Origin of the sequence: Streptomyces sp. 4N509B, assembly GCF_052245655.1 — a bacterium.
Taxonomy (GTDB): domain Bacteria; phylum Actinomycetota; class Actinomycetes; order Streptomycetales; family Streptomycetaceae; genus Streptomyces.
The window spans coordinates 251,165-276,662 of record NZ_JBQQBZ010000003.1 but is presented as its reverse complement, the minus strand read 5'-3'; the positions used below and the strand labels follow the sequence as shown (position 1 = coordinate 276,662).

The 25,498-nt window shown below is 76.3% G+C and carries 17 protein-coding genes; 12 read left to right on the top strand and 5 right to left on the bottom strand.

The genetic code is table 11. From position 1 onward, the window contains the following. The first annotated feature begins 219 nt into the window (after positions 1-219). From ACTWP5_RS05560 to ACTWP5_RS05535, 6 genes are all read left to right on the top strand, one after another. Entirely contained in the window at positions 220-1,458 is a 1,239-nt protein-coding gene (locus tag ACTWP5_RS05560; RefSeq protein ID WP_443219593.1) for a radical SAM protein, read from the top strand. Then, complete coding sequence (locus ACTWP5_RS05555) at positions 1,455-2,192, top strand: iron-containing redox enzyme family protein (RefSeq protein WP_443219592.1); 738 nt, start codon at positions 1,455-1,457, stop codon at positions 2,190-2,192. The genes ACTWP5_RS05560 and ACTWP5_RS05555 overlap by 4 nt, the downstream gene beginning before the upstream one ends. A 1-nt stretch (position 2,193) precedes the next feature. Next, positions 2,194-2,430 carry an aroma-sacti cluster domain-containing protein gene (locus ACTWP5_RS05550; RefSeq protein WP_443219591.1) on the top strand — a complete coding sequence of 79 codons (237 nt, stop codon included), beginning with the start codon at positions 2,194-2,196 and terminating at the stop codon, positions 2,428-2,430. Between the two features lie 115 nt (positions 2,431-2,545). Next, the gene (locus ACTWP5_RS05545; protein WP_443219590.1) at positions 2,546-5,878 is read left to right on the top strand and encodes an adenylate/guanylate cyclase domain-containing protein; all 3,333 of its coding nucleotides are present in this window, start codon (positions 2,546-2,548) and stop codon (positions 5,876-5,878) included. Continuing rightward, on the top strand, positions 5,875-6,795 hold the full coding sequence (locus ACTWP5_RS05540) for a S8 family peptidase (RefSeq protein WP_443219589.1): 921 nt from the start codon (positions 5,875-5,877) through the stop codon (positions 6,793-6,795). The genes ACTWP5_RS05545 and ACTWP5_RS05540 overlap by 4 nt, the downstream gene beginning before the upstream one ends. A gap of 16 nt (positions 6,796-6,811) precedes the next feature. Further along, positions 6,812-7,381 carry a GAF domain-containing protein gene (locus tag ACTWP5_RS05535; protein WP_443219588.1) on the top strand — a complete coding sequence of 190 codons (570 nt, stop codon included), beginning with the start codon at positions 6,812-6,814 and terminating at the stop codon, positions 7,379-7,381. Here the strand turns inward: ACTWP5_RS05535 and ACTWP5_RS05530 are convergent. After that, positions 7,368-9,422 (bottom strand): BTAD domain-containing putative transcriptional regulator, encoded by a 2,055-nt coding sequence (locus tag ACTWP5_RS05530; protein ID WP_443219587.1) that lies wholly within the window; start codon positions 9,420-9,422, stop codon positions 7,368-7,370. The genes ACTWP5_RS05535 and ACTWP5_RS05530 overlap by 14 nt on opposite strands. 146 nt (positions 9,423-9,568) lie before the next feature. Between ACTWP5_RS05530 and ACTWP5_RS05525 the strand changes: the two genes are divergently transcribed. After that, positions 9,569-12,754, top strand: coding sequence for a type 2 lanthipeptide synthetase LanM family protein (locus tag ACTWP5_RS05525; protein ID WP_443219586.1), 3,186 nt, complete (start codon positions 9,569-9,571; stop codon positions 12,752-12,754). Between the two features lie 305 nt (positions 12,755-13,059). Here ACTWP5_RS05525 and ACTWP5_RS05520 read toward each other — a convergent pair whose 3' ends face one another. Continuing rightward, a complete protein-coding gene (locus ACTWP5_RS05520) occupies positions 13,060-16,245 on the bottom strand; it encodes a helix-turn-helix transcriptional regulator (protein WP_443219585.1) in 3,186 nt (1,061 codons plus the stop codon). A gap of 315 nt (positions 16,246-16,560) precedes the next feature. Here ACTWP5_RS05520 and ACTWP5_RS05515 point away from each other — a divergent pair, with 315 nt between their 5' ends. After that, positions 16,561-19,140 carry an FG-GAP-like repeat-containing protein gene (locus tag ACTWP5_RS05515; RefSeq protein ID WP_443219584.1) on the top strand — a complete coding sequence of 860 codons (2,580 nt, stop codon included), beginning with the start codon at positions 16,561-16,563 and terminating at the stop codon, positions 19,138-19,140. 142 nt (positions 19,141-19,282) lie between these two features. Beyond that, on the top strand, positions 19,283-19,639 hold the full coding sequence (locus ACTWP5_RS05510) for a hypothetical protein (RefSeq protein ID WP_443219583.1): 357 nt from the start codon (positions 19,283-19,285) through the stop codon (positions 19,637-19,639). Positions 19,640-19,746: 107 nt separating this feature from the next. On the opposite strand, the gene ACTWP5_RS05505 is transcribed toward ACTWP5_RS05510, so the two are convergent. Beyond that, complete coding sequence (locus ACTWP5_RS05505; protein WP_443219582.1) at positions 19,747-20,418, bottom strand: enoyl-CoA hydratase-related protein; 672 nt, start codon at positions 20,416-20,418, stop codon at positions 19,747-19,749. Between the two features lie 98 nt (positions 20,419-20,516). After that, entirely contained in the window at positions 20,517-21,785 is a 1,269-nt protein-coding gene (locus tag ACTWP5_RS05500) for an MFS transporter (RefSeq protein WP_443219581.1), read from the bottom strand. A 224-nt stretch (positions 21,786-22,009) separates the two neighbouring features. Here ACTWP5_RS05500 and ACTWP5_RS05495 point away from each other — a divergent pair, with 224 nt between their 5' ends. Continuing rightward, entirely contained in the window at positions 22,010-23,659 is a 1,650-nt protein-coding gene (locus ACTWP5_RS05495; RefSeq protein ID WP_443219580.1) for an MFS transporter, read from the top strand. Positions 23,660-23,685: 26 nt separating this feature from the next. Here the strand turns inward: ACTWP5_RS05495 and ACTWP5_RS05490 are convergent, their stop codons facing one another. Next, positions 23,686-24,213: an ATP-binding protein gene (locus tag ACTWP5_RS05490; RefSeq protein WP_443219579.1), complete on the bottom strand. Its 528-nt coding sequence runs from the start codon at positions 24,211-24,213 to the stop codon at positions 23,686-23,688. A gap of 177 nt (positions 24,214-24,390) precedes the next feature. Between ACTWP5_RS05490 and ACTWP5_RS05485 the strand changes: the two genes are divergently transcribed. Next, complete coding sequence (locus ACTWP5_RS05485) at positions 24,391-25,242, top strand: helix-turn-helix domain-containing protein (protein ID WP_443219578.1); 852 nt, start codon at positions 24,391-24,393, stop codon at positions 25,240-25,242. 30 nt (positions 25,243-25,272) lie between these two features. Beyond that, positions 25,273-25,455, top strand: a complete 183-nt coding sequence (locus tag ACTWP5_RS05480) for a DUF397 domain-containing protein (protein WP_443219577.1) — start codon at positions 25,273-25,275, stop codon at positions 25,453-25,455. The last annotated feature ends 43 nt before the right edge of the window (positions 25,456-25,498 follow it).

Here is a 25,498-nt window from a genome sequence, read left to right as displayed (position 1 = left end):
GCGGGTGCAGGACCGGTTGCCGAACGGTGAAAGGCCAGGCCAACGGGGCGGCCGGCGCGACGTGCCGCCTCGCGGCGAGGGGCGAGAGGGCCGCGCCGGGCCTCGTCCGGGCCCGCCGAGCTGGGCTCATACCGTTCGGCAACCGGACGGCAGGCGGCGGCCCGCAGGCTTGCCGTTGCCCCGTGCGTACGACCGCGGACCGAGCGAGAGGAGGCCGGCGTGCGGCTCGCCGAGCTGATGTCGCTGCGCCAGACCGTCGGCGCGGGCCTCCTGGTCACCCTCACCGAGCGGTGCCCGCTGAGCTGCGCCCACTGTTCGGCGTCGGCGACGCCCACCGGGCGGGACCTCGACGACGAGGCCCTGCTGCGCTTCCTGCGGACGTTCACGCCTCGGCTCCGCCCCGAGGTGCTGCTGCTGACCGGCGGGGAACCGCTCACCAGGCCACGGCTCGTGGTCGAGGCGGCCCGCGCGGCGCGCGAGGCCGGCACCCGCACCGCCGTGCTGTCCGGCGGTTTCTTCGCCCGGGGCGGTGGCGGCGGGCTGCCGCCCGCCGTGCGGCGCGTCGCCCACGCCGTCGACCACTTCTCGCTCAGCCTCGACGCCCACCACGAGCGGGAGGTCCCGCGCCGCGACGTGCTGGCGGCGCTCGCGGCGTTGCTGCGGACGGGCGTGGCGACCAGCCTCCACGTGCTCGCCGACGGTCCGGACGACCCGTACCCGGACGAGGTGGCGGCGGAGGTCACCGCCCGGTTCGGCACCCGCGTGCCGATGCTCGTCGGCGAGGTGCGGGCGATCGGCCGGGGCGCCTCGCTGCGTCCCGGCGCGCGGCCGGCCGCGCCCGCGCCGCCGCCGGGGTCGGCGGTCGCGCCGTGCGCGATGGCGGCCTGGCCGGTGGTGACGGCCGACGGCACGGTCACCGCCTGCTGCGAGCAGACCGTCGTCGACGGCCGCGTCGACGGTGCCGGGGGCGGCAGCGTCGGCGGCGGGCGCCCGGCGCACCTGCGGGTCGGCGCCGTCGCCACGGACAGCTGGCCCGCCGTGCTCGACCGCACCGCCCGCGACCCACTGCTGCGCATGATCCGGACCGTGGGCCCCGTGCACCTCGCCGCCCGCGCGGGCGCGGACCCCGCCGCCACGCCCGCCGCCGCCCCCGTCGCTACGCCCGAGGGCGGCTACTGCGCGAGCTGTCACCGTCTCGGCGCACTGCCGGAGGCCGGCCGATGGGCGCGGCGGGCCGGCGCGGGACCGTGCGGCGAACTCCTCCAGTCGGCCGCCGTCCGGGTCCTGGCCGCCGGCGGCCCCGCCGCCCTCGTGGCCCGCCACGGCAGCCGCCGCCACGCCCACCTCGTCACGCTCGGCTCCGCCGACGCGGTCGGCACCGGGGGCGCCGGGGGCGCCGGGGGCGCCGGGGACGCCGAGGGCGGCGACGGGCCGGTGGCCGGGGAGGCGGCGCCATGACGTCCCCGCCCGGCGCGGGCCGGGAGCTGCGCGCCCTGCTCTCCCTCGTCTCCCCCGCGGTGCGTCACGGCGCGGCGGCGCTGTGGCGACCCGAGGGCCTGACGGAGCGGTACCTGCGCTACCTCACCACCATGCACGCCGTGATCCGCGCCTCCGTGCCGCTGATGGAGCTGGCCGCCGCGCGCTGCCGGGAGGCGGCGACGTCGGACGGGCCCGGCGCGGGGGACCCGGGCCTGCGGGCCCTCGCCCGCTTCCTGCCCGAGCACATCGAGCGGGAGCGGCACCACGACGACTGGCTGCTGCGGGACATGGCCGCCGCCGGCCTCGACCCGGCGCGCGAACGCGCCCGGCCGCCGGCGCCGGTCGTGGCCCGCCTCGTCGGCGCCCAGTACTACTGGGTCAGCCACCACCACCCCGTCAGCCTCCTCGGCTACATCGCGGTCCTGGAACTCCACGCGCCCGCCGTGGAACTGGCCGGGACGCTGGCCGAGCGGACCGGCCTGCCCCCGGCGGCGTTCGCCACCCTCCGGCTCCACGCGGAGGAGGACGACGGTCACAGCGCCGAGGTCCTCACGGCGCTCGACGAGGCCGCCACCAGCGACGACGCGCGCGGCGCGGCGCGGCTCAGCGCGTTGCACACCGTGGCGGCGCTCCTCGACGTCTTCGACGAGCTCAACGCCCACCCGCGAGCGGCGAGAACAGGACAGGAACAGGACAGGAAGGAGCGGCACTGACATGACGGCTGCACCCGACGACCGGGACCAGGACGAGGGCCGCGACGCCGAACGCGTCCTGCGGGAGCTGGCGGCGGCCGGCTTCCCGGTCCACACCCTCACCGACGAGCAACGCGCCGTGTTCGCGGCGCTCGCGCCAGAGGAACTCGCCCTGGTGCTGGACATCAAGGCCCGGCTGGACGCGGTCGAACCCGAGGTCACGGCCCACGCGGCCGTGGCCGGCGCGGCCCTGTTCTGAGGCCGTCGAGGCGAGGCCGCGAGACGCCGGGCCCCGCGCCGGCCGAGCCGCCGGTGAGGGCGCGCCGCGCGAGCCAGGACAGGTCAGGAGACGCGAGGAGAGACGGAGAAGTCCCGTGCCGGAACAACGCAAGGTGATCACCGCGCTCTTCTGCGACCTGGTCGGCTCCACCGAACTGTCGGGGGTGCTGGAGCCCGAGACGCTGCGCGCGGTGGTGCTGCGCTACTTCGACGCGATGCGCGCCAGCATCCAGGCGCGCGGCGGGACCGTGGAGAAGTTCATCGGTGACGCGGTGGTGGCCGTCTTCGGCGTGCCACGGGTGCGGGAGGACGACGCGGTGCGGGCGGCCGGCGCCGCGCTCGACATGATCGAGGCGCTGGAAGGGCTCAACGCCGAGCTGGAACGGGAGGTCGGCAGCACCCTCGCGGTGCGGATCGGGGTGAACAGCGGAGAGGTCGTCACCGAGGGCGAGGCCACGGACGGCACGTTCGTATCGGGCGAGGTGGTGAACGTCGCCGCCCGCCTGGAACAGGCCGCGCCGGCCGGGCAGATCCTCGTGGGTCCCGCGACGCGGCTGCTGCTGGGCTCGGCCGCCCGCGTCGAGCCGGTGGGCCCGTTGACCCTCAAGGGGAAACGCGACCCGGTGCGGGCGTTCCGCCTCGTCGGGCTGGCGCCGAGGGGGACCGTGCCCGACGCGCGGCCCGCCCCACCCCGGACCGGGCCGGGGAACGGGCCGGGGGGCCGGTCGGCGGACGGCCGCCGGGAGGCCCCGCTCGTGGGCCGTGACGACGAACTCGGGTGGCTGCTCGCCGCGTGGGAGGCGGTGGGCGCCTCCGGCACGAGCCGCGCGCTCCGCCTCACGGGAGAGGCCGGCGTCGGCAAGACCCGGCTGCTGCGCGAGTGGCTGGCGCACCTCGCGGCGAGCGGCGCGGCCGTGGGCGTCGCCCGGTGCTTCGGCGACGAGGACGAGGCGAGCCTCGCCCCGCTCGCCGACGCCCTCGCGAGCCTGCTGCGACGCGCCACGGCTCCCACGCCCGCACCTACGCCCCTCGCCGACGACGCGGCGCGCGGGGACGACGGGTGGGAGGAGTGGCACGCCGCGCACGAGGTGCTGCGCTCCGGGCTGCTCGCCGACGGGACGCCGAGCCCCTCCGTCGAGGCGACGTGGGCCGCCGTGACCACGGTGCTGGCCGGGCTGGCGGGCGGCGGGCCGGTGGCGTTGGTCCTCGACGACGTGCAACGGGCGAGGCCGGCGCTCCTCGACGGCCTGGCCGCGCTCCGCGCGTCGCTCGCCGACCGGCCGGTGCTGCTGCTCTGCTCGGGCCGCCCGCCCGAGGGCGGCGCCGGCCCGGCCGGCGCCCCCGGCGGCCCCGGCGGCCCCGCCGCCGACGACGCCCTCGTCCTGCGCCCGCTCTCGCGGGAGGCGGCCCGCCGACTGGCCGAGCACCTGCCCGACCGGCCGCCGCGAGAGGTCAGGGAGGCGGCCGTGCGGCGCGCCGAGGGCAACCCGCTCCACCTCGAACAGCTCCTCGCCTGGGCGGCCGACGGCGCCGACCCCGCCAACCCCGACGACCTCCCCGTGACCGTCACGGCCGTGCTCGCCGCCCGCATCGACGCGCTGGGGGAGGCCGAACGGGCGGTCCTCGACGCGGCGTCGGTCGTCGGCCGCCGGTTCACCGCCGCCGACGTCCGGGGCCTGCTGGCCGGCACGCCCCACGAGCACGCCGTCGACGACGCGCTGCGCGGCCTGACCCGGCGCGGCCTCGTCGAGCCCAGGCCGGTGACGGACCCTGCCGTGACGCGCCCCACCGCCCCGCCCGCCGCCCACCCTCCCCGCCACCGCCACCTTCCCCACCACCAGTTCCGCACCGGACTGCTGCGGGACGTCGCCTACCAGGGCCTGAGCAAGCGGCGCCGCGCCGCCTGGCACGAACAGCTCGCCACCCGGCCCGACGCGGGCCACGGCCTGGCCGCCCACCACACCGAGCAGGCCTACCTCCACCTCCGGGACCTCGGCCAGCGCGGCCAGCGCGCCGAGGAGCTGCGCTCCCGCGCCGCACGGGCGCTCGCCGACGCCGGCCGCCACGCCCTGGCCCGCGCCGACCTGTCCTGGTCGGCGGACCTGCACGCCCGCGCCCTCCACCACTCCGGCCACGGCGACCCGTGGTGGACGAGGGCCGCGCAGGGCCTCGGCGAGACCTGGCTCGCCCTCGGCCGAGCCGAGGAGGGCGGCGCCCTGCTCCGCCAGGTCCTCGACGTGTCGGCCGCCGCCGGTGACCGCCTCGCCCACGCCCACGCCAGGCTCCAACTCGCCGCGCTCGACCCCGAGGGCGGCCACGGCACGGCGGCCGAGGCCGCCCGCGCCGGCCTGCCCGTCTTCCGGGTGGCCGGTGACCGCCTCGGGCAGGCCAGGGCCTGCGTGCGGCTCGGACAGGAACTGCAACTCGCCGGCCGGCACCGCGTCGCCGGGCACCTGCTGGTCGCCGCGCTCGACCACGCGGTCGCCGCCGGGGCCGCGCCGGAACGGGCCATCGCGCTCGGCGCGCTCGGCGTCTCGCTGTGGCACGGGCCGACACCGGCGGTCGAGGCCGTGGCGCGGTGCCGCTCCCTGCTGGCCGCGCACGGCCGGGACACCGCCGTCGCGACCGTCACGCTCACCTATCCGCTCGCGAACCTGCTCGCCCTCCAGGGCCGTTTCGACGAGGCGCGCGCCTGCCTGGCGACGGCCGACCGGCTCGCCGCCGGGCTCGGCTACGCGGAGGCGGCGGGGTTCGCCCCGCTGTTCGCGGCCGGTGTGGAGACGCTCGCCGGGCGGCCGGAGCGGGCGGAGCCGTTGCTGCGCCAGGCCGTGGAACGGTGCCGCGCCGCCCGCGCCCCGGCCCTGCTGGCCACCGCCTCCCGCGACCTGGCACGGCTCCACCTCACGCGCGGCACGTCACCCGAGCCCGGCCTCCTCCCCGACCTCGCCCGCGCCGACGCCGACGCCAGGGCCGACGCCAGGGCCGACGTCTCCTCCGACCATGTCTCCGCCGCCGTCGTGCTGGGCCCGGCCGACGCGGCCGACGACCACGGGGTGCGGGCCCTCGCCGCCTCCGCCGCCGGGGCGCGCGCCGTCGCCCTCGCGTTGGCACGCCAGGCCGTGCGGGAGGCGGACGGCACGGACTCGCCGATCAGCCGGGCCACGGCCCGGCTCGACCTCGCCCGGGTGCAGCTCGCGGCCGGGCTCGCCGCCGCGGCGCGGAGCGCGGCGACGGACGCGGCCCGCGTGTTCGGGGCGAAGGGGCACACCGTGGGCCGTGCCACCGCCCGCCAGGTGGCGGCCCAGGCGTCGGAGCGCGCGTCGGAGCGCGCGTCGGAACGGGCGGCGGACCACCCGACGCGGCGCACGAGGAGGCCCCGCCCGAGACCCGCGCCCACCTCCGCCGCGACGGACGGGGGCGCCAGGTGACCACCCACCAGCCCTCGGCCCCACCCGCCGCCGCCACCCCGCCGCCTCCGGCACCGCGACGACCCGGCACGTTGAGCTGGGGGCTGCGCGAACGGCGGCCCGACGAGATCACCGTGCCCGCCACCGGCCTCCAACGCGTCACCCCCGAGTGGGCCTGGGGCGGCTCGACGGGCCGGGGCGTGCGGGTGTGCGTCGTGGACAGCGGCGTGGAGCGCGACCACCCCATGGTCGGGCCCGTCGCCTCCTCCCACCTGGTCGTCGACGGCGACGACGGCCGGCCGAGGGTCGTCGAGACCGACACCGGCGACCTGTGCGGCCACGGCACGGCCTGCGCCGGCATCGTCCGGGAGGTGGCGCCCGACTGCGAGGTCCACAGCGTCCGCGTCCTCGGCGAGAACTTCTCCGGCAGCGGCGCGTTCCTGCTCGCCGGCCTGCGCTGGGCCGTCGAGCAGGGCTTCGAGGTGATCAACCTCAGCCTCTCCACCACCCACGGCCGCTTCGTGCGGGAACTCCACGAACTCGCCGACGAGGCGTACTTCCGCGGCCTGGTCCTCGTCGCCTCCGCCCACAACATGCCCGTGGAGAGCTTCCCGTGGCGGTTCTGCTCGGTGGTGTCGGTCGGCAGCCACCAGGAGGACGATCCCGAGCTGCACCTGTACAACCCCGAGCCGCCGGTGGAGTTCTTCGCCAAGGGGCAGGACGTGCGGGTCGCCTGGGCGGGCCGCTGCGTCACCCGCACCACGGGCAACAGCTTCGCCACCCCCCGGATCGCGGGGCGGTGCGCGCAGGTCCTCGCCAAGCACCCGGGGCTGACGCCCTTCCAGCTCAAGACCGTCCTCTACCTCTCGGCGGCCAACGTCCACGCCCCGGAGGAGCACCCGTCCCCCACGCCCCCCGTGTCCCGCCGCGAGAAATGAGGCCACCGTGTCGACCGTGCCCGACGCACCCGTCGCGTCCGACGACGTCCGCGCCCTGCTCCAGTCCGTGGTCGCGGTGGCGCGGGCCATCTTCGGCGCCGCCGCCAGCTCCGTGTTCCTGCTCGACGAGGCGCGCCGGGAGCTCGTCTTCCAGGCCGTCGCGGGCGAGGGAGAGGACTTCCTCGTCGGCACCCGCTTTCCCGCCGACCGTGGCATCGCCGGCTGGGTCGCGTCCTCGGGACAGGCGATGATCGCGGACGAGCTGTCGAACATCCCGACGTTCGCCCGCGACCTCGCGGAGTCCACCCGCTACGTGCCCAGCGCCCTGATGGCGGCGCCCCTGCTGTCGGAGGGGCGGGTCCTCGGCGTGCTGGAGGTGCTGGACCCGGTGCCGCAGTCGCGGTCCGACCTGGCCGACCTGGACCTGCTGTCCCTCTTCGCCCACCAGGCCGCGCTCGCGCTGCGCGTCGCGCGGACCGACGCGGGCGACACGGGCGGCACGCGGTCGGGGGAGGAGCGGGCCGAGGAGGTGGAGGAACGGCTGGTCGGGGCGATGCGCGACTTCCTGCGGGTCAGGTCACGGTGAACGCGCGGTGGCCGGCGTCCCGCCGCTCGCGGCCCCGCGCGACGGCCTCGCCGGCCCCGCCCGTCGGCTCGTGGGTGGACCCGTGCGCGGGAGAGAGCGCGGCCACGCCCCCGCGAACCCGCGGGGAGCCGTCCGACGCCCCGCCCGCGGACGCCGACTCGCGCGCGAACTCGCGGGCGAAGGCGGACATCCCGTACGTGGCCAGGTGCGCGCTGACCTCCCCGGCCGGCGGCGTCAGCAGGCTGCACTCCAGCAGTTCCTCCGCGTCGGCCGCCACCTGCTCGTAGCGCAGCGGCGGCGTCGCGGCGGCCAGCCGTCGGTAGGCGGCGCGCTGCGCGGCGGGCAGGTCGCGCCAGAACGCCTCGTAGCGCTCGCGCAGCACGAGTTCGCCGGCCGCCATCTCGTCGAGCAGCGAGGGCGCGTCCCGCAGCCGGTCGGCGTACTCGGCCGGCCGCAGGTGCCGCAGCGCGTCGAGCTTCGCGCCGGCGATCCGGAGCGCCAACGGCAGGCCGTCGCAGTGCCGCACGATGCGGGCCACGGCCGGCGGGTCGGCCAGCAGCCGGCCGAGGCCGATGACGCGGCCCAGCAGTTCCGTGCCCTCCTCCTCGCCGAGCGGCGGCAGCTGCACGCGCGCGACGCCCGTGAGGCCGCTGAGCCGGTAGCGGCTGGTCACCAGGGCGGAGCTGCGGCCACAGCCCGGCAGCAGGGCCTCGGCGACGGACGCCGACACGGCGTCGTCGAGGACCAGCAGCAGCCGCCGCCCCGCGACCCAGGACCGCCACCGGGCCAGCGAGCGGGCGACGTTGCGCTCGGCGGGCAGGCCGACGGCGTCGAGCAGGCCGCGCAGCACGGTGCCGAGCGGGCGGTTGCCGAGCTCGGCCAGGAGCAGCCCGTCGGGGTGGGCGTCAGCGAGCAGGTGGGCGACGTGCACGGCGAAGGCCGTCTTCCCGACGCCGACGGCGCCGGAGACCACCAGCACGCCGCCGCGCGCGGCCCGGTCGGTGGGGCCGGCGGCCGGGGTGCCGCCCGCGCCCAGGTGGCTGAGGGCGTGGTGGACCTCGGCCGTCCGGCCGACGAAGTCGGGCAGGTCGCGCGGCAGTTGGTTGCCGGCGCCTCCGCCGTTCCCGCCCGCGCTCCCGCCCTGGCCCGCGCCCGCCCTCCCACTCGCGCTCTCAGCCCCGGTCTCGGTCCCGCTCCCGGTCCCGTGCCCATCCGGGTGGCTCCCGCCGAGGCGGGCTCCGGGACCGCCACGACCGCCGTCGCCGTCGCCGTCGCCGCGTCGCTCCTCCCGCGGCTCGCCCCCCGGGTGGAGCAGGCCCCGCCACAGCGAGGTCAGCACGGGCCCCGGCGCCACGCCGAGTTCCCGCGCCAGGGCGAGCCTGACCGTCTCGAAGTGCGCCATCGCCTCCCCGTTCCCGCCACCCGCGACCAGCGACCGCATCCACGCCGCCGCCAGCCGTTCCCGCAGCGGGTGCGCCACGGCGTGGTCCTGGAGCCGGTCACGGACGAGGCGGTGGCCGCCGCGCGCCTGCTCCAGCTCCGCCCACTCCTCCAGCGCGCCGAGGAAGACCTCCTCCAGCCGGTCCACGGCCTCGGTCAGGCACGGCAGCCGCCCGAACTCGGCCAACGGCCGACCCCGCCACAGCGCAACGGCCTCGTCCAGGAGCGCGCGAGCCGCGTCCGCCCGGCCCTCGCGCGCCAGCCGCCGCCCCTCGCGCACCAGCTCCTCGAACCTGACGAGGTCGCACTCCCGGGCCCCGAGCCGCAGCCGGTAGCCGCCCTGGGTGTGGACGAGGCGCTCGCCGAGCACCCGCCGCAGGCGGCAGACGTGGACCTGGAGGTTCTTGCGGGCGGTGCGTGGGGGACGGCCCGCCCACACCGCGTCGATCAGGCCGTCGGTCGGGAAGACGCCGTTGGCCCGGCTCAGCAGCAGCGCGAGCACCAGCCGCGGCTTCGGGCCGCCGAGGTCCACCGGCTCCCGGCCACCGCACCGCACCGACAGCTCGCCGAAGGTGGTGATTGCAGTGACCACAGGTCTCATGGAAGGACCGTCCCACCTACGCGCGTCGCGCACATGGGGGCCGGGCCCCCGCATTTCCTTGACAGGTCCCCGGCGGGGCGCGGGCGGAGAAATCCGGGGGGTTTCTACCCATGACCCCGGGTGGCGGCTGCTGGAAGAGTCGTCACATGTACCCAGTCACGGCCGTTCCGTCGTCCTCCACGCCGCCGTTCGGCACGCCGCCGTCCGGTGCGCCGGTGGCCGCGCCGTCGGCCGGCGCTCCCGAACGGTGGTGGCTGCCCGCCCTGTCGGACCACGAGGCCGACGAGGAGGTGCACGACGGGGCCGCCGCCGGGTGGGACGCGGTGGGTGCGGGGGAGACGCCGCCATGGGTGCGGTTCGTGGAGCGGGCGCTGGACCGGGCGCCCGCCCAGCGGCAAGCGCCGGGTGAGCCGGTGCGGTCGGTGCCGGGCAGTGGGCCCGCCGGCCGGCTGCTGCATCCGCTGTGGCCGCTGCTGACCGTCGCGGATGAACGTTTCTTCGCCGCCCTCCCCGCCGAACGCGAACGCGAGGGCCAACGCGAGGGCGAGGGCACGGAGGCGGAGGCGGACGCGGACGCGGACGCCAGGGCCGTGTGGGCGGGCGCGCGGGCCTGGCTCGCCGCCGAGCTGACCGCCCTCGCGGGCCGCACGCTCGTCGCCTGGCTGGGGACGGCCCGCCGCGCCGGGAGGCTGCGCGGCGCGGACCCCCACGAGCGGTTCGACGACGCCATGCGCTCCCTCGCCGCCCGCCCCGCCCTCCGCGCCCTGCTGCACCACCACCCCGTCCTCGCCCGCCTGCTGGCGCGGCGCTGCCTCGACGTGGTGGCCGCCGCCGTCGAACTCCGCCGCCGGCTGCGCGCCGACCGGCCCGCGCTCGCCGCCACGCTGTGCGACGGGACCGACCCCGGCCCGCTGGCCCGCGCCCGCTTCGGCCTCGGCGACCCGCACGGCGGGGCCAGGACCGTCGCGCTGCTGGAGTTCCGCGACGGGCGGCGGTTGGTGTACAAGCCGAGGCCGCTCGGCCTCCACGCCCGCTGGAACGAGCTGCTGGGCTGGTTCGCGGGCCACGAGCCGGAGCTCGCGCCGCGCGCCGTGCGCCTCCTGCCGCGCGGGGACCACGGCTGGGCGGAGTACGTGACGCCCGCGCCGTGCGCCTCGGCCGCCGAGGTCGAGGCGTTCTACGCCCGCACCGGCGCCCAACTCGCCCTGCTGTACGCGGTGGACGCCGTCGACATCCACGCCGAGAACGTCGTCGCGGCCGGCGACCAGCCCGTCGTCGTGGACGTGGAGACGCTCTTCCACCCGTTCCTCGAGGCCGACACCGACGGCGGCCCCGACCCGGCCGCGGCGGCGCTCGCCGCCTCCGCGCACCGCACGTTCGTGCTGCCGCAGGTGCTGCTCGGCGAGCACGGTGTCGTGGACTGCTCGGCCGTCGGGGGCCGCGCGGGGCAGCTCTCGCCGGACGAGCTGCCCGCCTGGGAGCGGCCCGGCACCGACCAGATGCGGCTGCGACGGCGCCGCCTGCCGTGGCCTGGCGGAAGCAACCAGCCCACCCTGCTCGACGACGGCGCCGCCCCCGTCGACCCGCTCGACCACGTGCCGGCCCTGCGGCGCGGCTTCCGCGCCGCCTACCGCGTCCTGGCCGCCCACGCCGAGGAACTCGCCGCGTCCGAAGGCCCGTTGAGCCGTTTCGCCGACGAGCGGGTGCGCCTGGTCGTGCGGCCGAGCCACGACTACGCGCGGCTGCTGGCCGAGGCCACCCGACCCGAGGCGCTGCGCGACCTCGCGGCCCGGCGCGAGGCGTTCGCCGAGCTGCTTCAGGACACCGGCCGCGCCGCCCTCGAGGCCCTGGCCCCGCACGAGCTGGGCGACCTCCTCCACGGCGACCTTCCCCTCTTCACCACCACCCCCGCCTCGCGGGCGGTGCGCACCTCCCGTGGCCGGCTCGTCGACGGGCTGCTGCCGCGCGCGGGGCTCGCGGCGGTCCGCGCCAAGCTCCGCCGCATGGGCGCGTCGGACCTGCGCCACCAGGACTGGCTGCTGCGCGCCTGCCTCGCCACCCTCCGGCCCCTCCCGGACCACCACGCGCCCGCACCCCCCGTGCCTGTCCTCACCCCCGCGCCCGCCGTCAACGCCGCGCCCGCCGTCAACGCCGCGCCCGCCGTGCCCGGTGTCGGGGCGTGCCCCGACCCGCTCGCCCTCGCCGCCGCCGTGGGGGACGAACTACTCACCCTCGCCCACCGCGACCGCGTCGACGACCACGACCGCGTCAACTGGCTGGGCCTCCACGTGCTCGCCGAGAGCCACTGGTACGTCCACGCGCAGAGCGCGGCCCTCGCCGACGGCTACCCGGGGACGGCCCTCTTCCTCGCCGAACTCGGCCACGCCACCGGCCAGGCCCGCTACCTGGAGGCGGCGGCCCACGCCGTCGTCCACCCCCTGCCGGGCACGGTGCGCCTGCTCGCCTCCCACCCGGTGCTCGCCACGGCGGTCGGCCCCGGCGGCTTCCACGGCCTGGGCGGCATCGCCTACGCCGCCGCCCGCCTCGCTGGCCTGCTCGACAGCCCCGAACTCGCCGCCGCGGTGCCCGAGGCGCTGACCGCGCTCGCCGAGGCCGCCGCCGCCAGCGAACAGGTCGACGTCGCCGACGGACTCGCGGGCGCGCTGCTCGCCGCCGACGCCGTGCACGCCGAGACGGGACTCCCCGAGGCGGCCACGCTGCGCCGCGCGCTCGCCGAGCGCCTCTCCCGGACCGCGCCGCCGCCCGAGCCCGGCTTCCTGTGGGGGCGGGCCGGCGTCGCGCTCGCGCTCGACCGCGCCGGTGCCGTCGCCCCGGCGGCGTCGCTGCCCGACGGCCCCGGCCCCGGCCCCAGCCCCGAGCCGAGCGCGCTGGGCTGGTGCTCCGGCCTCGCCGGCACGGCCCTCGCCGGCCCGGAACGCGACCGCGACCGCGACCTGCGCCACCTCGACCGCCACCTCCACCACCCGGACCGGCCCGGCCGGCCCGCCGCGCCCGACCACTCGTTGTGCCACGGCGAACTCGGCGCCCTCGAACCCCTGGTTCAGGCGCACGCGACCGCGAGCCCGCCCCCGCACCCGGCCGTCACCCGGCTGCTGCGGCACGTCGAACGACACGGCCCCCGGTGCGGCACACCCGACGCGGTGCCCACGCCCGGCCTGCTGACCGGCCTCGCCGGCGTGGGCCACGGGCTGCTGCGGCTGGCCCTCGGCCCCCGAATCCCCTCGGTGCTCCAGCTGCGCCCGACAGCGGACGGAGCGCCGACGAGGCCCGCCGGGTCCAAGGGCCCGGCGCCAGAGGAAGAAGGAGCGTGAACAGCGTGGAAAGCGACAGGCTGAACAACGACGAGCCGGTGACCGGACCGTCCGGGTCGTGCCGACCCTCCGCGTCATCCGGCTCACCGAAACCCCTGGACGCGTCCGACGACGACGAACGGCCCGATCCGTCGCAGGCGTCGTCATCGTCGCCGACGGCCGTGTGGCGGGCGAGAACGCGGATGGCGATCCTCACCGGCATGACCGTGGGGGCCGCCGTCATCGCCGGCCTCGAACCGGGAACGACCAGCGTCAGCATCACCATGGGCTGACCGGCGCGCCCCACACCACCGCGCGTCGTCGTCTCACGGGCCGCCCGCCTCCGCGGGCGGCCCGCCCGCCCCCGCGCCCAGGAAGTCGGCGGCGAAGTCACACAGCTTCGCCCGCTCTCCGATGCCTGTCTTCCGCATCAGGCTCGCCACGTGCTTCTCGACGGTGCGGGCCGACAGGTGCAGGCGCGCGGCGAGCGCCTTGTTGCCGAGGCGTTCGACGAGCAGCCGGAAGACGTCGTACTCGCGCGCCGTGACGCCCATGGCCCGCAGCGCCTCGGGGATGCGGTCGGTGCCCGCGCGGCGCTGCCGCACCACGACGCCGAGGCCCCGCAGCCGGGACCGGCACGCGCCCGCCACCGCGACGACCCCGGCCCGGTGGAAGTACTCCTCGGCCTCCGACAGCCAGCGCCGCGGCTCGCCCCACCCGTCGGCGAGCGCCGCGTCCGCGACCAGCCGCAGCCCCAGGTGCCGGGCCGTCGGGAACGGCTCGGCGCTCGCCACCGCCGCCGCCACCGCGGCCTCCGCCTCGGCCCGGCGGCCCCGCCTGCCGGCGACCACGGCGCGCGCCAGGTCGACGAACTGCCGGTTCCAGCGCAGCCGGCCGGCCTGCCCCACCCCGGTCCGCTCCCACGCCGCGCCCCCGCCCCCGCTCCCGTCGGCCTCGGCGTCGGCGTCGGCGTCGTGGTCGTGGTCGTGGTCGTCGAGCACGTCGAGCAGCACCATCAGGCCGTGCGAGCCGGTCAGGTGGAAGAAGTTCTCCTCGTCGGCCCGCACCATCGCCGCCAGCGAGGCGGCCACCTCCCTGGCCTGTTCCCGCTCCTCCTCCAGCAGCGCGCAGAACAGCTCCCCGAGCCCCCGCATGAGCGGCGCCACCATGGACCGCTCCCCGCCACAGGCACGGAACTCGGCCAGCACCGCCCGCAGCTCGCCCCGCCGCGCCTGGTGGGCGGCGACGACGCCCCGCACCATCAGCAGGTACCGCGTCACCGGATACAGCTTCAGCCGCCGCGTCTCGTCGAGCGAGCCGTCCACCAGCGCCGTCGCCGCCGCGAAGTCCGAGCGCATCGCGGCGTCGAGCGCGAGGAAGGACCCCACGTGGTGGGCCAGGCTGACGCAGCCGGTGCGCAGCGCCTCGTGCCGCGCGTAGGTGAACGACTCGGTGGCCGCCTCGGCGAGCCACTCGTTGCCGCCCAGGCCGATGAGGCCGTGGATGCGCCAGGTCACCAGCTCGTGCTCGGAGGCGAGGCGCAGCGTCTGGCGGAAGCAGCGGTCGGACTCGGCGAGGGAACGGCCCCGGGTGGCGAAGCCCACCGCGTACCAGGACTGGCAGGCCAACGCCGGGTCGTCGCGCTGCCCCGCGCCGTCGATCGCGCGGCGCGCCAGCCGCTCGCTGAGCGCCGTGCGCCCCCGGGTGGTGCCCGAGACGGTCAGGAACGCCTCGACCGCGTCGATGCCGGCGGTGTCGCGCGCGGCGGCGCCCGCCGGCAGCAGCGCCCTGGCCTCGGCGACCTGCGCCAGACCCTCCTCGTACCGGCCCGCGACCTCGGCCGCCCACGCCAGCCGGACGTGCAGCGCGACCCGGCCCGCGATCTCCGTCGTCCCGCCACCGCCACCGCCACCGCCGCCGAGGTCGGCCCTGCGCAGCCGGTCGGCGACCTCGGCCGCCCGGTCGAAGCCGCCGCTGTCGGCGAGGGCCAGCAGCAGCGTCTCCAGCAGCTCCCGGTGCACGCGGCCCCGCACGGGGCCGTAGGGGGAGTCGCCGTCGCCGAGCATGCGCTGCGCCTCGTCGAGCACGGTGATCGCCGTGCCGGGGCCGCTGCCCGCCAGCGCCCTGCGCGCGACCTCCAGATAGTGCTCGGCGGCGGCCTGTTGCTCGCCGGCGTGCCGTCGCAGCCGGGCCGCGAGCAGGCACCAGCTGCCGGGCAGCCCCGGGTACAGCTCGGCCACCGCGTCGGCGGCCCGCGCCGACAGGGCGGCGCGGTCGGCCGGGCTCAGCAGCTCCAGCAGCGCCTCCTCGGCCAGCGGGTGCGCGAACGCGTACCAGTCGGGGCCGTGCTCCTCGTCGGGCTGGAGCAGCCCCTCGGCGACGGCGGCGCGCACGCACTCCGTCAGCGCCGCGTCGTCCACGCCCCGGCCCCGGCCTCGGCCGCCGCTGGCACCGTCGGGGCCGACGACGCCGTCGCGGTCGTCGCGGTCGTCGAACCGCAGGCAGTGCCGCAGCACCGACAGCGGGAAGGACCGCCCGAGGACCGCCGCGACGGCCAGCGCCCGCGCGCCCCGGCGCCCGAGCCGCGCCGCCCGCTCCTCGACGACCCTCACGAGCGTGACCGGCACCCCCGGCCGCTTGGTGCCGCGCAGCTCCCAGCCGCCGTCCGCAGCCCGCGCGAGCCGGCCGGCCGCGAGCATCCCGCGGATCAGCTCCTCGGCGACGAACGGGATGCCGCCGCTGTCGCCGTAGAGCTCGGCCGAGACGGCACGGGGCAACGCGGCGGGCGGGCAGCCCAGGCTGGAGGCGGCCAGCTCGTGGACGTCCGCCTCGTTCAGCCGCTCCAGCGGGAGGAGGGCGCCCTCGCGCCGCTGGGCGACGGCGTTGGCCAGCTCGAACGCGGCGGACGGCGTGGAGCGGACGGTCGCGACCACGACGACGGGCTGGGCGGCGACGTTGGCCGCGAGGTACTCCACGACGGCGAGCGTCTCGGGGTCCGCGTCGTGCAGGTCGTCGACGAACAGCAGGCAGCCGTGGAGGCAGCCGTGCCGACGGCCCCGCGCGGCGGCCAGCCGCAGCACGGCCTCGGCGAGCACGATCGGCGACTGGTCGCAGTCCGCGCCCGTCGACCACTCCGGCACCAGGCGCCCCAGCACCGGCAGGTACGGGCCCAGCACCTCGGCGGGGGGCGCCTCGCCGGCCCGGGTCAGCGTCAGCAGCGCCTCGGCCAGCGGCCGGTAGGGCACGGCGGGCCCGGTGGTGGCGCACCGGCCCCTGAGCACGGCCATGTCCAGGCTCCGTGCCGTGTCCAGGGCCTGCGCGGCCAGCCGGGTCTTGCCGATCCCCGGCTCCCCGGTCACGAAGACGGCCGTCCCCCGCCCCTCGCGCGCCTCCCGCAGCGCCGCCGTCAGGACGCCTAACTCGCTCTCCCGCCCCACGAGCTCGGCCGTCCGCACCCGCAGCACGCCGCCGAACCCCGGCTCCTCGCCGTATCCCCTCACCGGTCCCCTCACCGCCGCCTCCCGTGCGCGGCCCTCTCCCCGTTCCCGTCCCTGCGCCTGTCCCTGCCCCTGTCGCCGCATCCGCGCTCCCCTCGCCCCGGCAGCCCCGTCCGTCCCCCACTCTGTTCTTCCCCCCTGCCCCTCCAGTCTCCCCCTCCTCCGGGCCGCCCGTCTGGAGGCGTGGGCCAGGGGGCGGGGGTGTCCGATGGGAGTGTCCGGTGGGGGGAGGGACGTGACCGCTGTTCGTTCGTGTCCGAGCCCGGTGGTAGCGTGCGGGCTTTGCGTGGCGCCAGTGTGGTCATGTCGTGGGAATGAAGGAGAAAGCGTGTGAGATCGCGTCGTCTGCGTCCCCGGAGACGGGTGCGGGTGGTGGCCGCCGGGATCGGGGCCGTGGTGCTCGCGGCCGGTGGGGTGGTGGCCGTGGCCGTGGCCTCGCCTGACGGGGGGTCGGCGCCGGGGCAGGGGTCCGAGCGGGCCGCGGTGGCGCGGGACCCGGAGGTGCGGTCGGTTCGGCTGACGGAGCTGGGGCGGGGCACGCGGGGCGTGGAGCGGCGGGGGACGGAGCTGTTCAGCAGCCTCGGCATCTCGTGGCCGCGCGCCGCCGCGCCGCTGGACGGGCGCGCGGAGGTGCGGACCCGCAGCGTCGAGACGGGCGAGTGGTCGGCGTGGCAGCCGCTGGAGACGGACCTTGAGGCGCCGGAGACCGCGGAGGGCGCGGAGGCCGGGGCGCGGGGCGGGACGGCGCCGCGGTGGGTCGGGCTGTCGGACGGTGTCGAGGCGCGCGTGGTCGCCGAGGACGGCACGGTGTCGGGGTTGCCGGACGGGCTGCGGCTGGACCTGGTGGACCCGGGGACGGATCCGGCCGGGACGGCCGAACTCCTGGAGTCGACCGAGGAGACCGAGGCGACCGAGGCGACCGAGTCGGCCGAGGCGCCGGGTCCGGCGCCGGAGTCGACGGTGCGGCAGCCGACGATCGTCCCGCGCGCCGGCTGGGGCGCCGACGAGTCGCTCGTCGCCGACCCGCCGCAGTACCTGGACCGGCTCGACGCGGTCTTCGTGCACCACACCGCCGAGACCAACGCCTACAGCTGCGCCGACTCCCCGGCCGTCATCCGGTCGATCATGGCGTACCACGTGGAGTCCCTGGGCTGGAACGACATCGGCTACAACCTCCTCGTCGACAAGTGCGGCACGATCTACGAGGGCCGCGCCGGCGGCGTCGACCAGCCCGTGATGGGCGCCCACACCTACGGCTTCAACGGCTACTCCACCGGCGTCGCCGTCCTCGGCAACTTCGCCGAGCCCGACGGCGTGCCCACCTCCCGCATCACCGACGCCGTCGCCCGCGTCGCGGGCTGGAAGCTCGGCCAGTACGGCGTCGACCCGACCGGCCAGGTCACGTTGACGGCCGCCGGCGACACCGGCGTGTGGAACGAGGGCGACCGGGCCACCCTCCGCACCGTCTCCGGCCACCGCGACGGCTACGCCACCGAGTGCCCCGGCGACGCGCTCTACGACCGGCTCGGCGAGATCCGCCGCTTCGCGGCCAGCCCCGCCGCCTCCGCCGCGCCCGCGACGAGCGACGTCGACGGCGACGGCCTCACCGACCTGGTGACCGCCACCCCGGCGCAGGCCGTCGGCGGCAACGCGAACTCCGGCGCCGTCCACGTGCTGGCCGGCGGCGTGGACGGCCCTGTCGCCGACAGCCGCGTCACGCTGACCCAGTCCAGCCCGGGCGTCGCCAGCCTCGCGCAGGCCGGGGACCGTTGGGGCGAGGCCACCGCCTACGGCGACGTGAACGGCGACGGTCACGCCGACCTGGTCGTCGGCGCCCCGGGCGAGAACCTGCCCGGCTTCGCCGACGCCGGCGCCGTGACCGTCGTGTACGGCCCGGACCTCGACAGCAGCGCCTGGCTGAAGCCGCCGACCGAGCAGCGCGCGGCCGGCGCCCGCTTCGGCTCCGCCGTCGCCGTCGCCGACGTCACCAGCGACGGCACGGCCGACGTCTTCACCGTCTCCCGCAAGGGTCCCTCCCGCTGGTGGGTCTTCGACGTGGCCAACGGCACCTCCTACGGCGGCACGCTCAGGACCGGCGCCAGCGTCGGCGGCGCCATCGCGTTCCCCGACGCCACCAGCGCCGACTTCGACCGCGACGGCCACGCCGACGTGGCCCTGACGATGAGGAACACCGACGGCGTCGCGCGCGTGGCCACGTTCCACGGCTCGGACTCGGGCCTGTCCTACGGGAAGCTGCTCGCGTCGCGCGGCGGCCGCTCGGTGGCCTCCGGCGACACCGACGCCGACGGCTACCCCGACCTCGTCCTCGGGCAGCCCTGGCGCTCGGAGTCGGGCGGGAACGCGGCCGGCCAGGTGACCGTGGTGCACGGCTCGGCCAGCGGCCTGACCGGCACCGGCCTCGTCGTCGTCCACCAGGGCACCAGCGGCGTCCCCGGAGCCAACGAGTCCGGCGACGCCATGGGCATGTCCGTCTCCGTCGGCGACCACGACCTCGACGGCGACGCGGACGTGCTGGTCGGCGTCCCCCGCGAGGACCTGACCCGCGCCGACGTCACGCGCTCCAACGCGGGCACGACGCTGCTGCTCAACGGCTCCCGCTCCGGCCTCACCGGCTCCGGCGCGCGCTCCCTCCACCAGGACACCTCCGGGGTGCCGGACTCCTCGGAGAGCGGCGACGCGTTCGGCACGTCGGTGCAGCTGGCCGACCTGTCGGGCTGGGGCCGCGCGGACCTCGCGATCGGAGCGCCGGGCGAGAGCGACGGCAACGGCATGGTCTTCCAGATCGACTCGGGCAGCGCGGGCCTGGGCCTGGCCGGAACGGTTCGCTACGGCCGAGGCACGTTCGGCACCCCGACGGGCGCCGGGATCGGCTGGTCACTCACGCCGTGACGTTCATGTGCTGATGTTGACGGTTTGATCCTCCGTTCAGGTGAACGCGGGCGGGATCACGGAGTCCCCGGTCGCGGCGCGGTGAAGTATCCAGCCGCGCCGCGACGGAGCGGCGTTCCTCCAGAAGGGATCAAACGACGTCATGCGAATGCGACACCTGGTGAGCGCGGCGGCCGCGGCCGCCGCGCTGGCGGTCGCCGTGCCGACCGGCGCGGCCCACGGCACCACCGGCGAGCTCCGGTACCACACCATGGGCGGCAACACCGGCACCGTGGACCTGCCCGAGCCCTACACCTGCTACCTGCTGGCCGACCCGGAGGAGCCGGTGATGGGCGGCTTCAACAACACGGTCTTCGACGCGGTGGTGTACTCGAACGTGAACTGCACCTCGCCGCGGGAGGTCATCCCGCCCACCTCGGGCTTCGAGTCGGGGCCGGTGTACAGCGTGAAGTTCTACCCGCCGGCGGATCACCAGCACCCGCGGCCGCCCAGGCCGTGAGCCTCGGCTCGGTGGCCCGTCGGGTGACCGGGTGAGGCGAAACGCGTGAGGCCCAGGACCGGCACCCCGGTCCTGGGCCTCGCCGCGTGTGGCGGTGGGAGTCGGTCCTAGCCGAGGGGGTTGGTGGTGTCGCGCAGGACGCTGAGGACCGGCGCGTACATGCGGGCCTTGATCGTCCCGAGCGTGTCGCCCGCCTTCCCCGCCAGCGCGGCGGCGGTCTCGACGGCGGTGGAGCGGACGGCGTCCTCGGCCACCGCCTGGTCGACGATGCCGGCGGCCAGCGCCGCCTCGCCGCCGTAGCGGCGGCCGGTGACCATGGCCTCGTGCGCGACCCGGGGTGCGAGCCGGGACTGGATCAGCGCGGACATGCCAGGAGTGAAGGGGATGTTGATGTCCACCTCGGGCAGGCACCAGAAGCCACGGTCGGCGCGCATCACGCGGACGTCGTGGGCGAGGGTGACCATGGCCCCGGCGGCGAAGGCGTGGCCCTGCACGGCGGCCACGGTCGGGAGGGGGAGGGCCAGCAGGCGCGCGAAGAGGGCGTGGACGGAGGAGGCGTAGCTCTCGAACTCCGCCCCGTGGGCGAGCAGCCACTCCAGGTCCAGGCCGTTGGAGTAGAACTTCCCCGTGGCGGCCGTCACCAGGGCGCGCGGCCCCTCCGCCTTCTCCACCTCGTCGAGCGCGTCGTTGACGGAGGCGAGCCAGTCGGGGTGGAAACGGTTCTCGCCGTCGCCGAGGTCGAGCACGAAGACGGCGTCCTGACGGTCCAGCGTGGGCATGCGGGTGGCTCCTCCCACTAGCGACTACTGGCGAGTAACGTACCAGTGTCGGAGGCCGCCCGGTGCGGTCAGGTGCGGTCAGGCGTGGTCAGGCGTGGTCAGGCGCGGTCGGGGGCCTCGTCCCTGGCGCCCGGCTTCCGGGAGGCGACCTCGCGGGAGCGGCGGCCGTCGAGGATGCCCGAGGTCAGGAGGATGGTCACGCCGGCCAGCGGCACGACGAGCAGGCCCAGGCGGATGGAGGACGCGTCCGCGATCACGCCGACGACGGGCGGGGAGAGCAGGAAGCCGACCCGCATCAGGAACGCGATGATCGTGATGCCCGCGCCCGGCCACAGCCCCGGGATCTCGTCGGCGGCGTGGAACGCGGCCGGTATCAGCGTGGCGATGCCGAAGCCCGCCAGCCCGAAGCCGAGCACGGTCGTCGGCACCGTCGGCCACAGCAGGGCGGTGCCCATGCCGACGAGGACCAGCGTCCCGCCCAGCCGCGCCGTCGTGCGGTCGCCCAGCCGCTGCACGACCCGGTCGCCCAGCAGCCGGCCCACGGTCTGCGTGCCCTGGAGCGCCACGAACGCGAGGCCGCCGACGAAGGCGCCCGCCGCCAGTTCGTCCTGGAGGTAGACCGCTCCCCAGGAGGCGCCCGAGTCCTCGACGACGGCCGCCGCGCCCGCCAGCAGCCCGAGGACAGCCAGCAGCCGCACCACCGCCCAGCGCGCCCCCGGCCGCGCGAAGCCCGAGCGGTGCTCGCCGCCGCCCTCGGACGCGGACGCGGACGTGGACGTCTCCCCTTCGGTCTTCTCCCGTTCGGTGTCCTCCGGCCCCGGCAGCAGGAACCGGAACGACACCAGGGCCGCGACCACGGTCACCGCGCCCGTCGCCGCCAGGTGCGCCGGCAGCGGCATCCCGACCTGGGCCGCGCCGGCGCCGGTGACGCCCCCGAGGACCGCGCCGACGCTCCACAGCCCGTGGAAGGCGTTGAGGATGGAACGCCCGTAGCGCCGCTGGACGCGCAGGCCGTGGGCGTTCATCGCGACGTCGGTGACGGAGTCCAGGCCGCCCGCCACGAACAGGGCGGCGCACAGCAGCGCGAAGCCGGGCGCGGCGCCGATGAAGAGGCTGTTCGCGCCCAGCAGGGCCAGCGACGCGACCGCCGTCCACGCCGAGCCGAACCGTTTGATCAGCGGGCTCGCCAGCAGCCCGAGCGTCAGCGCGCCGACGGGCATCGCGGCGATGGCCGCGCCCAGGGCCGTGTTGGACAGGTCCAGCTCGGCCTTGATGTCCGGGTATCGCGGGACGACGTTGGCGAAGACGAAGCCGTTGAAGAAGAAGATCGCCGCCACGGCCGCGCGTGCCCGCTTCGCGATGGTCATACGGATGGGCCCCAGCCTAAGGTCGATCACGATCGGACATCAGTGCTCAGTCATCGTACAAAGTCCGACAAGCAGCGCCGAATGGTGCGCCGGGCGGGCTCCGCGAGGGCACCGGGCCCCGGCGCCGGGCGCGAGGTCCGGGCAGTGTTGAGTGGCGCCCGACCCGGGCGCGCGAGGATCCCTTCCGCGCCTCCAGGAGACACCAACGTGAGGGGAGCCGTGCGATGACGGTCGTGGAGACCACCGAACGAGCCGGGGCACGCGAGTGGATCGGCCTGGCGGTGCTGGCGCTGCCGACGCTGCTGTTGGCGTTGGACGTGAGCGTGCTGCACCTCGCCGCGCCCCACCTGAGCGCGGACCTGGAGGCCAGCAGCAGCGAACTGCTGTGGATCCTCGACATCTACGGCCTCATGATCGCCGGCTTCCTCGTGACGATGGGCACCCTCGGCGACCGCATCGGCCGTCGCCGGCTGCTCATGCTGGGCGCGACGGCCTTCGGCGCGGCGTCGGTGGCGGCGGCCTACGCCAGCTCGCCGCTGATGCTGGTCCTGATGCGGGGGCTGCTCGGCGTCGCCGGGGCGACCCTGATGCCCAGCACCCTGGCGTTGATCAGGAACATGTTCAACGACGCCAGGCAGCGGTCGATGGCGGTCGGCGTGTGGATCATGTGCTTCTCCATCGGCGCGGCCGTGGGGCCGGTGCTCGGCGGGCTGATGCTGGAGACCTTCTGGTGGGGCTCGGTCTTCCTGCTCAACGTGCCGGTGATGGTCCTGCTGCTGGTCGCCGCCCCGCTGCTGCTTCCCGAGTTCCGCGACGACAGCCCGGGGCGGCTGGACCCGATCAGCGTCGGGCAGTCCCTGTCCGCGATGATCCTGATGGTCTACGGGCTCAAGGAGCTGGCGAAGGACGGCCCGGAGGTGCTGCCCGTGGCCTCGATGGCCGTCGGCGCGCTGCTGGGCCTGTTGTTCCTGCGGCGGCAGGGATCGCTGGCCACGCCGCTGATCGACGTCAGGCTCTTCCGCAACAACGCGTTCGCCACCTCGCTGACGCTGCTGCTGGTCGCCGCCTTCACCTCCGGCGGCGTCATGTACTTCTTCATCCAGAGCCTCCAGCTGGTGCAGGAGATGTCGACGCTCCGGGCCGGGCTGTGGATGCTGCCGATGACGTTGAGCATGATCGTCGGCGCGATGCTGGCGACGACGCTGGCCCGGCGGATACCGCCGGGCCGGGTGGTGGCCGCCGGCTTCGTGGTGGCGGCCGTGGGCTACCTGCTGATGTCGGTCGACGCCGGCTCGCTGACGTGGTCGGTGACGGGCGTGCTGATCGGCACGCTCGGGCTGTCGCCCGCGATGGTGCTCGGCACGGACCTGGTGTTGGGCTCGGCGCCGCCGGAGAAGGCGGGGGCGGCGTCCTCGCTCTCCGAGACCTCCACCGAGCTGGGCCTCGGGCTCGGCATCGCGGTGCTGGGCAGCGTCGGGGCCACGGTCTACCGCACGGAGATCTCCGGCGAGAGCCCCGAGGGCCTGCCGGGGGAGGCCGTGGAGATCGCCGAGGACAGCCTGCCGGGGGCGGTGGCGGTCGCCGAGGAGCTGCCCGCCGCCACGGCGGACGCGCTGCTCGACGTGGCGCGGGACGCCTTCAACGCGGCGACGAGCGTCGCGACGCTCGCCAGCGCGGTGCTGATGGCCGCCGTCGCGTGGCTGTCGTTGCGCGGCCTGCGCGGGGTGGCCCCGATCGGCGCCGAGACGCCGGAGACGCCCCCACCATCGGCGTCGAGTGCCGACGCAGGGGGCGGTGAGGAGGGCTCGCGGGGCTCGCTTGGCGGCGACCTGACGGATCCCACGGACGAGGCGGTGACGACGGGCACGCACTAACCGGTCCGGGCTGCCGGGCAGCGGGGTTACGCCGCCGCCGGGCGGTGCGGGGCGGACGCGTCGGACGGGCGGCGCGGCTGGGGCGGTTGGGGCGAGCCTGGGGGATGCAGCAGTTCGAACCACATCGTCTTGCCGCCGGGCCCGAGGTCGCCGCCGCCGAGCCGGCAGCCGCTCCACCGGTCGGCGAGGGTGGCGACCAGCAGCAGCCCGCGTCCGTCCTCGACGTCCGGCGCCGGCACGGGGCGCGGCCCGCCGCAGGGTTTGGGCAGCTCGGGCCCGGGGTCCCAGACGCTGACGCGGAGCACGGGGTGCCGCCAGTCCAGCCGCACGGCGGCCGGCCCCATGGTGTGCACGACGGAGTTCGTGGCCAGTTCGCAGGCCAGCAGTTCCGCACGGTCGGCGAGTTGACCGAGCCCGTGGGCGGCGAGCACGGCCCGCAGCGTGAGACGCGCGACGCCCGGCGCGCGCGGATCGCAGGGGAAGCGCAGCTCGTACTGCCAGGAGCCGTCGAAGGGGATGGGGGCGGGGTGGGGACGGTGGTGGGACGTTGACACGTGGCACCTCCCGGGTGCGGTACGTGGCGATGGGCTGAGTGCTGCGAGGTGCGTACGAAGCCTAGAGATTAGATACAACGCGTGCTACCGAACTCACTCGAACGTGTTATATCGTGCTGTGCGTTGGACCAAGTGTGGTGGGTGCGGACACACTGTGCGCCAACAAGGAGAGGGAGCATGGCACCAAGGCAGACTCCGACAGTCCGGCAGCGCAGGTTCGGCACTGAACTCCGGCGGCTTCGCGACGCCGCGGGGATGTCAGCGCCGAAGGCAGCCGAACTCCTGGGCTCGGACCGGACGATGATCTCGAACATCGAGAGCGGCCGCTTCGGCATCAGCGAGGAGCGTCTGCGCAGGCTGGCGAGCATCTATGGGTGTGACGACTCCGTTCTGATCGACGCTCTGGCGACCATGACGGGTGGCCGGAAGGGCGGTTGGTGGGAGGAGTACCGAGGCAAGATTCCGCCCGACTTCCTCGATGTGTCCGAGGTGGAGCATCACGCGATGCGTCTGCGGACGGTCCAGACCGCACTCCTGCCGGGGCTGTTCCAGACCGAGGACAGTGCGAGGGCTCAGTTCGATCTGGTGGTGCCCCGGCTTCCACGACTCGAGGTCGAACTACGAGTGGCCCACCGTATGGCGCGTCAGGCTGTGGTCACGGGAGATGATCCGATCCCGTTCGTGGGCGTGATCCACGAGGCCGCGCTCAGGATGCAGGTCGGGGGACGGGGCGTCGCTCGCGAGCAGCTCCGCCACCTGCTGACCGAAGGTGAGCGGGACAACGTCACGTTGCTTGTGGTGCCCTTCGCCGCCGGAGGCTTTCCGCTGATCGGTGACTCGGTGATGTACGCCGAAGCGACGATCCCGAACCTCGACACCGTCCACATGGACTCGCCGACGGGCGCCGTCTTCATCGATGCGCCCACGCAACTTTCGAACTTCCGAAAGACGTTGGACATGGTCGAGGCCGTGGCGTTGACTGCGAGTAAGTCGAAGGACCTCATCCTGACAGTCCTCAAAGAGTTGTGAGGGGCTACGCCGTTGTCCAGTGAGCAGTGGGTGAAGTCTTCCTTCTCCGGAACCGGAGGCAACAACTGCGTCGAGGTCAGGGCCCTCGACGGCGGCGCCATAGCCATACGGGAGGGCGAGGCTCCCGGGTCCGTCCTCACCGCCGACCGCGCGCGGTTCACGGCGCTTCTCGCGGCGGTGAGGACGGGACGGCTCGTCCGCCTGACGGGCTGACGCGTGCCGCCTGCTCAGGGCCTCGTCCGCCTGTGACCAGGGG